The organism is Vibrio atypicus (genome assembly GCF_009811315.1).
Lineage (GTDB): Bacteria > Pseudomonadota > Gammaproteobacteria > Enterobacterales > Vibrionaceae > Vibrio > Vibrio atypicus.
The window spans coordinates 200,499-215,811 of sequence record NZ_BLID01000009.1; the positions used below are offsets into that span (position 1 = coordinate 200,499).

10 protein-coding genes are annotated in these 15,313 nt (G+C 43.6%); 4 read left to right on the top strand and 6 right to left on the bottom strand.

Going from position 1 to position 15,313, the window contains the following annotated elements; genetic code table 11:
- Positions 1-18 precede the first annotated feature (18 nt).
- From pepN to msrC, 5 genes are all read right to left on the bottom strand, one after another.
- On the bottom strand, positions 19-2,625 hold the full coding sequence (pepN, locus tag GVO60_RS18355) for an aminopeptidase N (RefSeq protein ID WP_159656661.1): 2,607 nt from the start codon (positions 2,623-2,625) through the stop codon (positions 19-21).
- 232 nt (positions 2,626-2,857) lie between these two features.
- Positions 2,858-3,520, bottom strand: a complete 663-nt coding sequence (locus GVO60_RS18360; RefSeq protein WP_159656663.1) for a hypothetical protein — start codon at positions 3,518-3,520, stop codon at positions 2,858-2,860.
- A gap of 133 nt (positions 3,521-3,653) precedes the next feature.
- Positions 3,654-5,651 carry a carboxy terminal-processing peptidase gene (gene prc, locus GVO60_RS18365; protein WP_159656665.1) on the bottom strand — a complete coding sequence of 666 codons (1,998 nt, stop codon included), beginning with the start codon at positions 5,649-5,651 and terminating at the stop codon, positions 3,654-3,656.
- A 17-nt stretch (positions 5,652-5,668) separates the two neighbouring features.
- On the bottom strand, positions 5,669-6,298 hold the full coding sequence (proQ, locus tag GVO60_RS18370) for an RNA chaperone ProQ (RefSeq protein ID WP_159656666.1): 630 nt from the start codon (positions 6,296-6,298) through the stop codon (positions 5,669-5,671).
- Between the two features lie 98 nt (positions 6,299-6,396).
- The gene (gene msrC, locus GVO60_RS18375) at positions 6,397-6,870 is read right to left on the bottom strand and encodes a free L-methionine (R)-S-oxide reductase MsrC (RefSeq protein ID WP_159656668.1); all 474 of its coding nucleotides are present in this window, start codon (positions 6,868-6,870) and stop codon (positions 6,397-6,399) included.
- 92 nt (positions 6,871-6,962) lie between these two features.
- On the opposite strand from msrC, the gene GVO60_RS18380 reads away from it, so the two are divergent.
- The 4 genes from GVO60_RS18380 to rsmF all read left to right on the top strand — a co-directional run bounded on the left by GVO60_RS18380 (position 6,963) and on the right by rsmF (position 14,203).
- Entirely contained in the window at positions 6,963-8,759 is a 1,797-nt protein-coding gene (locus GVO60_RS18380; protein ID WP_159656670.1) for an ABC transporter ATP-binding protein, read from the top strand.
- Between the two features lie 33 nt (positions 8,760-8,792).
- Complete coding sequence (locus GVO60_RS18385) at positions 8,793-10,058, top strand: paraquat-inducible protein A (RefSeq protein ID WP_159656672.1); 1,266 nt, start codon at positions 8,793-8,795, stop codon at positions 10,056-10,058.
- Positions 10,051-12,684 carry an MlaD family protein gene (locus GVO60_RS18390; protein ID WP_159656674.1) on the top strand — a complete coding sequence of 878 codons (2,634 nt, stop codon included), beginning with the start codon at positions 10,051-10,053 and terminating at the stop codon, positions 12,682-12,684. The genes GVO60_RS18385 and GVO60_RS18390 overlap by 8 nt, the downstream gene beginning before the upstream one ends.
- A gap of 94 nt (positions 12,685-12,778) precedes the next feature.
- Positions 12,779-14,203 (top strand): 16S rRNA (cytosine(1407)-C(5))-methyltransferase RsmF, encoded by a 1,425-nt coding sequence (rsmF, locus tag GVO60_RS18395; RefSeq protein WP_159656676.1) that lies wholly within the window; start codon positions 12,779-12,781, stop codon positions 14,201-14,203.
- A gap of 223 nt (positions 14,204-14,426) precedes the next feature.
- On the opposite strand, the gene GVO60_RS18400 is transcribed toward rsmF, so the two are convergent.
- Positions 14,427-15,260: a CvfB family protein gene (locus GVO60_RS18400; protein WP_159656678.1), complete on the bottom strand. Its 834-nt coding sequence runs from the start codon at positions 15,258-15,260 to the stop codon at positions 14,427-14,429.
- Positions 15,261-15,313: the final 53 nt, after the last annotated feature.

The window sequence follows — 15,313 nt, forward strand, 5'->3', positions numbered from 1 at the left end:
TACTGTTCTGCGTATCGATTAAGCTTCTAACGCTTTCGTCACTTTCTCGAATAGGTCTTTCGCAAGATCATCCATCGATTTCAGTGTTTCAAGTTCCGCTTTAATCAAAGCCTGACGATGTTCATCATACTTACGGAATTTAAGCAGTGGGTCAATCAAACGAGAAGCAACTTGAGGGTTACTGCTGTTGAGTTCTCTTAAAATTTCGCCAGCAAACTTATAACCTTCACCACTTTTCGCATGGAAACGAACTGGATTCATGTTCAAGAACGAACCAACTAGGCTGCGCGTTCGATTCGGGTTTTTAAGACTAAATGCTTCATGGTTCATTGTCTGCTTAATCACATCAAGCACGTTTTCTGCTGGGTTGGTACCTTGCAGTGCAAACCACTTATCCATGACTAGACCATCGTGTTTCCACTTATCGCTGTAATCTTTCATCAAGGTTTCGCGACATGGTAGTTGCGCTGCGTTCGCCGCTGACATTGCAGCAACAGTATCAGTCATGTTGTTAGCATCGAAATACTGCTTTTGCGCCAGGTCGTTACCTTGCTCGGTATAAGCTAAGAACGCCAGCGACGTATTGCGAAGAGAACGTTTACCAATAGCCGGATGATCAACAGAATACTCCGCTTGGCTTAAGCTATGGTATAGCGCCGAAAACTCGTCTTGTAGTTCAACAGCCAGTTTCACTTTGATCGCTTTAAGTACTTTTGCAACCGCATCAACATCAACTTGCTTGTACCAACCGCTCACTTCGTTGTGACTTGGCAGTGCCATCATCTCAGCAATAAAGGCAGGCTCTAATTGATCAGACAGCAATACGCCGCGGAACGCATCAATCAAGGCTTCTGAAAGTTGGATCTCTTCACCATTTTGTACTGCCGTCACATTACTGCGAATGTACTTAGCAAGAAGCATTTGACCAGCGTCCCAACGAGCAAACTCATTGCGAGCATGCACCATTAAGAAAATCAGTTCATCATCACTGTAATCGTATTCAAGAACGACTGGTGCAGAGAACTCTCTCAATAATGATGGGACTGGTTGTTCAGATACATTTTCAAATACAAATGTTTGTTTCGCTTCAGTCACATTAAGAATGTTATTTACGCCCTCACCGTTACGGCGTAACTCGATTACATCACCATTCGCCGCGTACAACTCAACATCAAACGGAATATGTAGCGCTTGTTTTTCTTGCTGTTCGTGCGTTGGCTCTGTTGTTTGCTCAATCGTTAGCGCGTAAGTTTGTTCTTGCGCGTTGTATTCGCTTTGCACTGAAACTGTAGGCGTACCTGACTGACTGTACCAAAGGCGGAACTGTTTCAGATCCACACCCGATGCATCTTCCATCGCCGCTACGAAGTCTTCACATGTTGCAGCAGTACCATCATGACGTTCAAAGTACAACTTCATACCCGCTTGGAAACCTTCTTCTCCAAGTAAGGTATGCATCATGCGGATCACTTCGCTGCCCTTTTCGTACACAGTTAACGTGTAGAAGTTGTTCATTTCGATCACTTTTTCAGGGCGAATCGGGTGAGACATTGGGCTAGCGTCTTCCGCAAACTGTGGGCCTCGAATAATACGTACGTTATTGATACGATTCACAGCGCGAGAGCCAAGATCAGAAGAGAACTCTTGATCACGGAAAACGGTTAAACCTTCTTTCAAACTAAGTTGGAACCAGTCGCGACAAGTCACGCGGTTACCTGTCCAGTTATGGAAATATTCGTGGCCGATAACCGCTTCAATACCTAAATAATCCGTATCCGTAGCCGTTTTCTCATTTGCCAAAACAAATTTAGAGTTAAAGATGTTTAAGCCTTTGTTTTCCATTGCGCCCATGTTGAAGAAATCAACGGCAACGATCATGTAGATGTCTAGGTCATACTCTAAACCAAAACGCTCTTCATCCCATTTCATCGAGTTGATCAACGAAGTCATCGCGTGAGGCGCTCGATCAAGGTTGCCTTTATCAACGAAGATTTCTAGTGCGACATTGCGGCCAGATTGAGTCACATAATTATCACGAAGAACATCAAAGTCGCCAGCAACTAAAGCGAAAAGATATGCAGGCTTTGGATGCGGATCTTGCCACTGAACCCAATGACGTCCACCTTCAAGCTCGCCTTCTGCGATACGGTTACCATTGCTGAGTAGGAATGGGTTTTCTGCTTTATCAGCGATTATTTTAGTCGTGAATTTAGCCAATACATCTGGGCGGTCCATGTAATATGTGATACGACGGAAACCTTCCGCTTCACACTGAGTACAGAATGCACCACCTGATTTATACAAGCCTTCAAGGGCTGTATTTGCTTCCGGGTTAACTTCCGTAACAATAATAAGTTCAAACTTAGCAGGTAGACCCGTTAACTCTAACGCACCTTCAAGCTCTTGGTATTGTGACCAAGCTTCACCATTCACGGAAACACTGATTAGTTTTAAGCTGTCGCCATCGAGGCGTAGTGTCGTTTCATCACCGAGTTGCTCAACTTGAGATACGGCAGTCACAATGGTGTTGCTATCATGGAGATCGAACGTCAAATCCAAATCGGTAATGGTATGTGACGGCGATAAATAATCTTTACGATACTTGGCTTGTGGAGTCGGAGCCATGTCGAAATCCTTCTGACTAATTGATACGAGGAGGTTACTCACATTCTATGAGCACCGCGAATGATAAAAGAGTCTCATCCGCAAATTGGAGATTAGCTTACAACTCTACGTATAAAAAAACGAGGTATTATCATTAAATCCCTCGCATTTTCTCTATTGTTTATAAGCTAATCAAACAAATTGGCTATAAAACGGTCATTGATCATATTAACTGTCTGTCATATGTATCGTGCTACCTTATTCTATTCAACACTGCGTACATTCCACCTTCTTCCCCTTCAAGCGTTAATACATCACTGTTGAGCGTGTATCGGGTGTCATGTTCACCATCTTCATAAAGCAGTACGAGATGATCACCTTCTGTATAGTAAACACCTTGATGAATTGCCTCTTCTCCACTTTCATTGGCGACACGGAAAGTAAAGACAAAATCAGGTTGAAGGACTAAATCCATACGGTGTATGTCACTCGCTAACAGATCATCCCCAGCTAGGTGCGCGCTAGACCACATGCCCGCTAATGAATTGGAAAGCGCCTTAGTGAAGGTGACCCCATTTAGGTTGAGCAGATTGTGATTTGCCGAATAGTTATAGACTTGTGGTTGGGAGGTATTTAAACCAAGAATAATAGTATCGTCATTCGCATTGTATAAACCTTCCCAGTGATCGACGGAATAGTCTTTCTTCTGAATATCGATAACGAAACTATAGTTTGAGTTTAGGGTTAACTTTATAGCCAAAAAGTTTTCTTTAGAATCTTCAGGAGTAGGATTAACTAAGTACCAATCGCCCAGTAAAAATGGTTGATCAAATTGGGTTAAATCAGCGTTGTCTTTTGCCGAATTGGCAAACACCGAAACACTAAAAAAAAGGCAAACTATTCCGATCCATCTCATAACGTATCCTCACTCTTTTTCTTTAAGCTTAGGCACGTCAATACTATTTAGCGAAAATTTTAGATCTAAATCACATTAATTATTGGAATAAAAAAAGCGAGCCACTTGGGCTCGCTTTTCTAACACATTGATTTTACGACTTAATCATATCAACCATGATGGCAACAGATTCATCCAAATAGGCGTCTGGTGCTTCATAATCTTTTGGCACATCGTCCAAGGTTTTGAACTCCGCTTCCCCATTGGCTTTCTGTCGTTGGTTAATGCGAGCCAAGCGTTTTTCATCTGCTTGATCAGCTTCAGCCTGACGTGTTTTCTCGTTAAGCGAAAGCGTATTGTCGTCTTTCTCTGCTTTATATTTTTCAATATCTTCAGCAATGAAACCAAACTCTAAGTCTTTTGCTATACGAACTTGGTGCTTAGCTTGAAGCTTACCGATTAATACTTCGTTACGCTGTAACACATCATATTTCGCTTTATCGATACTATCCCAAGGCAACGCATTATCTTCTACGCTTTCACCCGTTTCACTTGGGTCAATCGCGGTAGGAAATGCGATATCTGGCGCAACACCTTTATTTTGAGTACTACCACCATCAATGCGGTAGAACTTTTGGATGGTGTATTGCACATAGCCAAGTTCTTTATCGAACAAATCATAAATGTGATTCAATGAACGATGCTGCTGAACAGTACCTTTACCGAATGAGTTTTCACCCAATACGATGGCACGACCGTAATCTTGTAGCGCTGCAGCAAAAATCTCAGATGCTGAAGCACTGTAACGGTTAACAAGAACGGTTAATGGGCCTTCATAGCTGATCTTACCATCTGTGTCGCTGTTTACATTCACTCGACCATAACTGTCGCGAACTTGAACAACTGGCCCACTAGTAATAAATAAGCCGGATAGAGCAGTAGCTTCTGTCAAAGCGCCGCCACCATTGTTTCTTAGATCAACAATAATGCCATCAACGCCCTTTTCTTTCAGCTCAGTGATCAACTTGTCGGTATCTTTAGCAAGACCAACGTAGAAGCTTGGCACTTCAAGGACACCGATTTTTTTACCATCTTTTTCGATCACTTCTGATTTCACAGCGCGATCTTCTAAGCGGATTTTGTCTCGAACAATGGTAATCACTTCAGCTTTAGTATCTTTACCGTCAGGCAAGATCTGCAGGTTAACCTTTGTTCCTTTCGGACCTTTGATTAGCTGGACCACGTCGTCAAGACGCCAACCAATAACATCTACGACATCTTCACCGTCTTGTCCGACACCAATAATACGATCGCCTTCCGCTAACTGTTTGCTTTTCGACGCTGGGCCACCAGCAACAAGCGAGCGAATCACCGTATAATCGTCGGTCATTTGCAATACGGCACCAATCCCTTCCAGCGATAAATTCATCTCTGTTTGGAATTGATCAGCACTGCGAGGTGACAAATAACTCGTGTGTGGATCAACTTCACGCGCAAATGCATTCATGTACAGCTGGAAAGCATCTTCATTATGCGTCTGACTTAAACGCTTCAACGCATTGTTATAACGCTTGCCCAATACCTCTTTGATTTCATCCCAGTCTTTGCCGGTCATCTTAAGGTTAAGAGCGTCATATTTAACACGCTTGCGCCATAACTCATCTAATTCCTCAGTATCTTTCGGCCAATTGGCTTCACTTCGATCCAACTCGATTGTTTCATCAGTATCGAACTTCATCTCTGTATCAAGCAAAGATAGCGCATACTGAAAACGTTCATAGCGGCGTTTAATAGAGAGGTTATAAGCGTCAAACGCTATCTGATTCTCGCCAGACTTCAATTGATCATCGATACCAGCAGCCGATTTCTCCATCTCATCGATATCAGATTGAGTGAAAATATTGCGATTGTAATCGAGCATGCTGACGTAGCGATCAAATATCGCATCAGAGAACTGGTCGTTTAAGGTAAAGTGCTTATAGTGGGAACGAGTAAAACGAGATGTGACACGTTTACTTGCTGTCGCATGCTGAGCTTCTGGTGCTAGTGTCGGTAAATCTTCTAGACCAATATTTGCTTCTAGAGCATGAGCTGAATACGCTGCTAGCCATAAGCTAGCAGCAATCAGCGACAATTTTGAACGGCATTTCATGCGTAGGAGTATCTCCTTTATGCGCGTAGGTGCTCCGCTTTCACAACCATTTGTAGGCCGTTAGACAGTTGAACACGCACATCTTCCTTATTGATTTCTACGATAGTCGCAGCCATGTTTCCTTTGCCCATGTTCACGTTTACTGAGTTGCCAACTGTAATTTCATCAGCATTCAGCGCGCGTGTTTCCACTGGCTTAGCGGCTTTTTGCGCTTTGTTTTGTTGTGGGCGACGGCCTTGTGGCTTTTTCGCAGCTGGCTTAGCTTTCGCTTTGCCTTCTTCGCGTGCTTTCTGAGCTTGCTCTTTACGACGAGCTTGTACTTTCGCTTTGCTCTCAGCTAGTGCTGTTTTCGCATGTTCTACGTGTTCTTCTTCAAGCTCACCTGCTGGGTTGCCATCTAAATCCACACGTACCGCACCTGGTTTTACACCGTGTAGGTAACGCCATGATGAAGTGTACTGTCTTAACGCTGCACGAAGTTGTGTTTTGCTGACTTTCGGGTCATCAGTTAGACGATCCGCAAGATCTTGAAAAATACCAATTTTAAGTGGCTTTGCTTCACCTTCTAAAGTAAAGCACTTAGGGAAACATTCAGCAATATATGCGATAATTTCTTTGCTGTTTTTTAACTTTTCAGTGTTTTCCATGTGGGTTCCTGGTTATTGCGGACTGTCCGCGAGCATTAAGATAAATATTTCAGGTATTATAGTGACCTGCATGGGAAAAACCACAGTGAAAAAGCAATTTATGCCTTGATAGCGTGTGAATTAAGCAGCTTTTCTACTTCTGCCATCAAAAAAGTCAGCCCTTGCTCATCAATCTCACTAAATCGGCCCACTTCTGGGCTATCAATATCTAACACCCCAGCAATTTCTCCATTTATAGAAAATGGAATCACTATCTCAGAGTTGCTCGCTGCATCACAAGCAATGTGCCCTTCAAATTCATGAACATCGTAAATACGCTGAACACTGTTTGTTGCTACAGCAGTCCCACATACGCCTCGACCAACCGGAATACGCACACAAGCAGGTTTACCTTGGAATGGGCCAAGCACAAGTTGATCACCTTGCGTTAGATAAAAGCCAACCCAATTCAGCTTTTCTAGCTCCATATTGAGCAATGCGCTCAAGTTTGAAAGGTTCGCAATAAGATCGGGTTCATCTTCCAATAGCGCAATGGCTTGCTTGGTTAAGCGCTGATACTGTTCTAATGTCATAGTTACTGTTGTTCCGTTTGTATTTAGAGACTTCCTCAATGAATTTACGTACAATCCACATAAACCATTAAATAGTAAGCATTCTCATTATAATGAATCGTAGTAACAACACTATTAGCCGTTCTTGGTTATTAACACAAGTAAAAATGCACAAGTCAAAACTTGTCTTTGCCAACTTCATCGCCATTCTTGCAACATTGATCAGTGTTCCAATTCCACTACTCATGCCATTAATGGTCGATGAAGTTCTGCTTGATCAACCCGCATCTGGTGTTGCTGCAATGAATGCTATCCTCCCTGCTTCTTTGCAAACACCAACAGGCTATATATTTTTAACCTTATTGCTCGTCATTATTATGCGCAGTGCAAGCCAAGCGCTTAACATCTTACAAAGCCGTCAATTTACGCTGGTGTCTAAAACCATCACCTTCCAAATGCGTAGCAAGATGATTGATAAGCTTGGCCGCATTAGTATTCGTCAATACGAAACACGAGGAAGCGGTGGCATCAATGCCCATTTGGTTACAGATGTTGAGACCATAGATCAATTCATCGGTTCCACTTTGAGTAAATTTCTCATTAGTTTGCTCACTGTCATTGGTACTGCCGGAGTATTGCTGTGGCTAGATTGGCGTTTAGGGTTATTCATCTTGCTGGTCAACCCTATTGTTATTTACTTCTCTAGAAAGCTCGGTAGCAAGGTCAAGCATCTCAAAAAACACGAAAACCAATCTTTCGAACGTTTTCAAAATCGCTTAGTTGAAACACTGGATGGTATTTATCAGCTGCGCGCAGCAAACCGTGAAAAAGAGTTCCTCAATCAACTCAAAGGTCATGCCGACTCTATTCGTGTCGACGCTGATAAATACGCTTGGCAATCAGAAGCCGCGGGTAGAGTCTCCTTTCTTCTATTCTTGCTAGGGTTCGAGTTATTCCGTGCCGTTGCGATGCTAATGGTACTGTTCAGTGACTTAACCATCGGGCAAATCTTCGCTGTCTTCGGTTACTTGTGGTTCATGCTCTCTCCTGTACAAGAGTTACTAGGGATTCAATTTGCTTGGTACAGTGCCAAAGCAGCTTTAGGTCGAATAAATAACCTTCTCGACCTTGAAGAAGAGCATCGACCAAAAAGTAAGGTCAACCCGTTTAATAACCGCGATAACGTTGACATAAAAATTGATAACGTCTGCTTCTCGTATAATGAAGAGAACCAAGTACTTAACCATCTAAATTTGCATATTCCTGCGGGTAAAAAAGTGGCCCTAGTTGGTGCAAGTGGTGGTGGTAAATCGACGCTCATTCAGCTCCTAATTGGCGTATATCAAGCCAATTCGGGGACAATTCGTTTCAATGGTGAAACCACAGATGACATCAGCTTTGAGATCATTAGGCAACAAATAGCCGTTGTTTTACAACAGCCTATACTATTCAATGATACTTTAAGGCATAATCTGACACTCGGCGCTGAGTATGATGATTTGAAACTGTGGCATGCATTAGAAGTCGCCCAGTTGCAAGATGTGATTCATCAACTGAGTGATGGATTAGACACTCAGATTGGTCGAAGCGGTATTAGATTGTCTGGCGGACAACGACAACGCTTAGCAATCGCGCGTATGATTTTGAGCGATCCTAAGTTCGTGATACTGGATGAAGCAACTTCAGCGCTCGATACAGCAACAGAAGCAGCGCTTCACAAAGCACTGACTGAATTTTTGCAAGGTCGAACAACCTTGATCGTTGCACATAGACTTTCAGCAGTAAAACAAGCGGACCTCATCTATGTTTTAGAAGATGGGCAAGTGACACAAGCGGGAACTCATGGTGAGTTGGTTGAACAACAAGGCTTATATCAAACCCTCTATGGCAGTGTGCAATCTCACGGCTAAAACCATCCACGCCCAATTTAATGGAGAGTGTGAATGAGTCACTCTCCATCCATCGAATCTAGCAAGCATCCTGCTGATGTGACCTCCATTCGTTTGTGCCAAGGCTGCGAATTACCTGTCGACAATACCCCTTTGGTGAAAGGTAAAAATGCATACTGTCCACGATGTGGTACTCAATTGTATCGTGGTGGTACACCGTCATTGTCTGGCAACCTAGCCATTGCCATCACTTGTTTGTTACTTTTCATTCCATCGCATTTTTTTAATTTCATCAGCATTCGATTATTTGGTGTAATGATTCCAGCCACTCTGCCTCATGGTGTTTGGTCGTTGTTTCAAGAAGGGTTTGTTCTTCTCTCTTTCCTGATTATTTTTTGCAGTTCTATTGCCCCGCTAATGGTTTCTGGGGCTGTTGTAGTCGCTCATTTTGCAGCGAAAAAACGCGCGTTTCGCCTTTTAAAGCACTCCTTGAGTATCATCCAACATGTCAAAGCTTGGGTAATGATTGACGTTTTCTTAGTGAGCCTAGCCATTTCGTGTTTTAAGCTGCAAGACTACTCTGATATTTTCGTTGGCCCTGGCCTATACGGATTACTCTTGCTTCAAGTTGCAACCGTATTGTTAGTAACCCGTGTTAGTGTTCGTCGCTATTGGGAAGATTATATGCCTGAGCGCTCTCTCATGTTAGAGAAGAAAACGCTACACTGTCACAGCTGCCACCTTTCTCAACCAGAAGGTACGCACTGCCTGCGCTGCAAAAGCCCTATCCATCACCGAAAACCCAATTCGATTCAAAAAACTTGGGCGTACCTTATTGCAGCAACAATTGCGATTTTCCCGGCTAACTTAATCCCAATTTCCATTTTGATAACTAACGGCCAGCGCTTAGAAGATACGATATTTTCGGGTGTAGCAAACCTTGTAAAGACCGGTATGACGGGAATTGCTGTGATCATTTTTGTCGCCAGTATCGTTGTCCCTGTAGCTAAAATACTGGGCCTGTCATACATATTGTTAGCGATAAAATTCAAGCGAAGCATTTTTCATAGGCAGCGAATGGCTATCTATTTCATAGTCAAATGGATCGGCCGCTGGTCAATGATGGATTTGTTCGTTATCTCGATTATGATGACTTTGGTCGACCGTGGCCAAATTCTTGATTTTACACCAGGGTATGGCGCTGTAGCCTTTGGTATGGTTGTCGTATTCACCATGTTGGCAGCTGAAAGCATAGATCCGCGTTTAATTTGGGACAATTACAAAGACCCAATCGATAGTAGAGAGTCAATCAATGAGTAACCCTTCCCCATCACAAAATTCGTACTCACCAGAGGTGAAAGCCAGTCGAGGTATTTCACCTCTTTGGTTACTGCCCATCTTAACGGTGATTCTAGCGGGTTGGCTGGTTTTCAAAGCTATTCAAGACGCTGGGCAGCGAGTCCAGATCTATTTCTCAGAGGCATCAGGGCTGGTGGCAGGTCGTACAACGATTCGCTATCAAGGCCTTGAAGTCGGCATGGTTAAGGACATTAATCTCGCAGAAGATCTACAAAGTATCTATGTAGATGCCGATATTTACCCAGAAGCGACAAAACTGCTCAATGAAAACACGCGCTTTTGGATGGTAAAGCCCACCGCCAGCCTATCTGGTATTTCTGGCTTAGACGCGCTTGTTTCGGGTAACTACATCGCAATAGCACCGAGTGAAGAAGAAGCAGAGCCAGAAACGGTGTTTAGAGCACTAGAGCGCGCACCTTCAGACTTGTTGGCACAAGAAGGTCTATCCATTACCCTTAAAGCTCGAGATCTTGGCGGCGTTTCGATTGGCTCTCAAATCGTTTATCGCAAAATCCCTATTGGCGAAGTGTACAGTTATCAACTTGATGGCGATTCAAAAAACGTTCTGATTCAAGCAGCTATCCGTGAGGAATATCGCCACATTATCACTGATGACAGTCGTTTTTGGAATGTGAGTGGTATTGGTACCAAAATTGGTTTTGATGGGGTTGATGTCCGTTTAGAAAGCTTGAGCGCTCTAATAGGCGGCTCAATCGCAGTGGATTCTCCTGATGGCGGAGAACCCATCGACGACAATACCCTATTCCCGCTTTATCCAGACTTAAAAACAGCGGGTCGCGGTATCGCAGTCAAAATTCTACTTCCAGACGACAATAACATCAGCTCCTCTGGTGCCCCTATTATGTATCGTGGTATTGAAATTGGTCAGGTTACCGATCTACAGCTGCGTGATGGTCGCCAAAGTATCATTGCCTCCGCGGCTATCCAGCCTGCCTTTAGCGATATGTTAACCTCTGGCTCTCGATTCATCTTAGAGGAAGCAAAAGTATCCCTATCGGGCGTGAAGAATCTATCAAACCTAGTGAAAGGTAACTTCCTGACTATCGTGCCGGGAGAAGGTAAACGCGCTCGTACTTTTACCGCGATCAGACAAAACGATTTTGATCGACAGCAAGCACGTTCGATTGAAGTGAAACTGATTTCAAACAATTCATTCGGCTTAGATAAGGGCGCCAATATCCTTTACAAAGGTATTACCGTTGGCTCCGTTGCAGGTGTACAACTGGTGAACGATGAAGTCCATATTGACACCTTAGTTGATGCCGAATACGCTCATTTAATCAAATCTCAGAATCGCTTCTTTGTTACAGGTAGTGCGAGCGCCGAACTAACCGAATCCGGGCTCAACATCAACGTGCCACCTGCAAAACAATTATTAACAGGCTCTATCAGTTTCGTTAGCGAGGGGGCCGCGTCACCAGAAGAACAGTACAAGCTCTATCAAAGTAAATCACTCGCAGAGCTAGCGAAATACAACCTATCGGGCTCTACGAAAATCACTTTATATGCTTCAGAACTACCGCCTGTGAGTAAAGGGAGTCCACTGCTTTATCGCAATTTACAAGTGGGTTCCGTTTCCAATTTCAAGCTGGTTGATGGTGGCGTGCTCATTACTGCTAGCGTAGAGAACCAATACAAGTATTTAATCACCGACCAAACGGTATTTTGGAACCGTTCTGGCGTCGAAGTAGATGCAGGGCTGGCAGGTGTCAGTATTAAGGCGGCACCACTCAAAACACTAATCCAAGGTGGCATTGCTTTTGACTCTCTACCCGGAGTCGACAACAAGCAAAATGACAAATGGCTCTTATATCAAGACTTCAAAACCGCTCGCAAATTTGGCCAAGTGATTACTCTCACCTTAAATGGTCAAAGTGAGCTTTCTAAAGGTACAGCGATTAAGTACAACGGCGTTAAAGTGGGAGAAGTGACGCTCATTACGCCAGATTTCACACGCGATAACGTTGAAGTTAAAGCGCGAATCTTGCCAGAGTTTGCCGATAAGATTGCTATATCCGGCTCATACTTCTGGATAGCGAAAGCTGAAGTGGGTTTAAATGGTGTAAAAAACATCGGCAATTTACTTAGCCAATCAATCAATGTACGTCCAGGAAGTGGCAAAGCTAAAACGAAGTTTACTTTATACGAGGATATACAAGAACAATCAGGTATTTCATTTGTTCTCCAAAGTGAAACTCGTGGCTCTGTTGCTGAAGGTACGCCTGTACTGTATCGAGAAATTGAAGTCGGCAATGTCTCTAATGTTGAGCTCGGTGAGTTCGCCGATCGCGTACTAACCACAATTCAGATTAAACCTGAATATGCTTACCTAGTCAGACGTAACAGTATTTTCTGGAACACGTCAGGCTTAGATGTCTCTATTGGCATCAGTGGTGCCAACATCAAAGCAGGAACAGTAGACAGCTTAGTTCGTGGTGGGATCACTTTCTCCACCCCGGAAGACAAACAACTTCAACCTATTGCTGAAAGTGGGCAATCTTTCTACCTCTACCCACAAGGTCAAGATAAGTGGAAAGAATGGCGAACGGCCATCCCTAGACCTTAACGCCTTACTCAAACAAAAACGCAGCCTTCACGCTGCGTTTTTTAATCGAATTCGGTATACTCCCCTCCACTTTATCGCTCTTAGAGAAAGAACATTGCACTCTAACGTATACCTGCCTCAAGAATTCCTTGATGAAATGGCCGCTATTCTTCCTTCAGAACTCAATATGGAAGACTTTGTCGCAGCCTGCCAACGCCCTTTACGCAAATCCATTCGAGTGAACACGCTCAAAATATCTGTAGAAGCTTTTTTAAAACGCGCAGCAGAAAAAAACTGGACGCTAAGCCCGGTACCTTGGTGCACAGAAGGATTTTGGATTGAAGCAGACGAGAGCGAAGTACCACTGGGTAATACAGCAGAGCACATGTCTGGTCTTTTTTATATTCAAGAAGCCAGCTCGATGATGCCAGTATCTGCCCTCTTCCAAACCAGCGACGATGAGTATAGCGCCGTCCTAGACATGGCTGCAGCACCAGGTTCTAAAACCACGCAAATTGCAGCTCAGATGAGCAATGAAGGCATTTTGGTTGCCAACGAGTTTTCTGCAAGCCGAGTAAAAGTTTTGCATGCTAACATTGAGCGATGCGGTGTGCGCAACGCAGCCCTAAGTAACTATGATGGCCGAGTATTTAGTGGTTGGTTACCAGAGCAATTTGAAGCTGTACTCATTGACGCGCCTTGTTCTGGCGAAGGTACTGTACGTAAAGACGCAGATGCAATGAAAAACTGGTCCAAAGCATCCGTTATCGAAATATCGGATACTCAGAAAGATCTCATTGAGAGTGCGTTCCACGCGCTAAAAGTGGGTGGAATCATGGTGTACTCGACATGTACTCTCAGCGTCGAAGAGAACCAACAAGTCTGCCATCACCTAAAAGAGACCTTTGGTGACGCCGTCGAGTTTGAAAGCTTAGCTAACCTATTCCCAAATGCAGACAAGTCAGTTACAAATGAAGGCTTTTTACATATTTTCCCACAAGTTTATGACTGCGAAGGCTTCTTTGTTGCTCGCCTACGCAAATTAGCCGCTGTAGAAGCGCCTCAGGTTAAAAAACGTCTTGGTAAATTTCCTTTCGAAAAAGCCTCGCGCAAAGTCCAAGACGACATTGAAAAACAGCTGCAGCAAACTCTAGATATCGGCTTACCTGCAGAAAGTTCTGTTTGGCTACGTGACAACGACGTGTGGCTATTTCCAAATGCACTCGAAACCATGCTAGGCGAATTTAAATTTTCACGAATGGGAATCAAAATTGCCGAGGCGCATAAAAAAGGGTATCGCTGGCAACACCAAGTCGCGACCGCATTGGCGACGGGTAATGAGAAAAGCTGTGTAGCACTTTCTATTGATGAAGCTCGCGAATGGTTTATGGGGCGAGATGTAAGACCAAATGCGCAACCGGGAAAAGGTGAAGTCATCGTAAAGCTTGATAACGATGTGATTGGCTTAGGTAAATGGGTCGGAAACCGAGTAAAAAATGGCTTACCGAGAGAGTTAGTTCGTGACAAGAACTTATTTTGAGCACTAAATCAATAGTATGAAATTCTACAAATATCTGGCTAACTTAAAATGATGCACTAGACTTTTAAGTATCAAAGCGAATTCAGTGCAACCAGTTAGCGCAGGCTCTGTAGGAGCCATTCCCCTAGGCCCAGAACAGGAAGGTTTTGGGCCTCTTTTTTTACGCTATAGCTTGATATTAAAAGGCAGGTCGAACTCAACCTACCCTTTCTACCAAAAAGCATTACGCTAGGCGGATGCCTTCTTTGTCGATAACAATCTTGCCTTTCTTATAAAGACCACCAATTGATTTCTTAAACGTGCCCTTACTAGTACGAAATGCTGAAAAAATTGCTTCTGGTGAAGATTTATCATTGAGCGGTAAGAAGCCACCTTTTTTCTCTAGCAACTCCATGATCTTTTCACTCAAATCATCCATTTTCTCTACGCCTACTTTTTGCAAAGAGAGGTCGATTTTGCCGTCGTCACGAATGTTCTTGATGTAGCCTTTAAGCTTTTTACCAATGAAGAGCTTACCAAACACATCCGACTTAAAGATAACGCCCCAGTGTTTGCCTTCAACAATCGCCTTATAACCAAGATCACTACGCTCAGCGATAATCAAATCAACCTGCTCATTCTTGGTATAAGTCGCGGGGGTTTTATCAAGCAGCTTATTAAATTTGGTTGTGCCTACAATGCGGCCAGACGCTTTATCTGTATATACGTAAACCAGCACATTTTGCCCCTCACTAAAGCGAGAACGCTGCTCACTAAATGGAATCAGTAAGTCTTTGCCTTTGATACCCCAGTTCGCGAATGCACCTGTACTGTTTACGCCTTCAATCTGCATGAGCCCCCATTCACCAACTTGTGCGATTGGGGTTTCAGTTGTTGCCACAATTTGGCTGTCAGAGTCAAAGTATAAAAAAGCATCGATTGAGCTACCTACTTCCGTCCCTTCTGGTACAAAACGATTCGGCAACAAAGTCGTACCGTAATCACCAGCATTAAGAAATACGCCAAAATCTGCTTTCTTTACTACTTCTAAGTGGTTTATCTGACCAACTTTAATCATTTCAATTGTCTCTTGTTAAATTTGCGGTGATTATAGCGAATCTCTGTTATGCT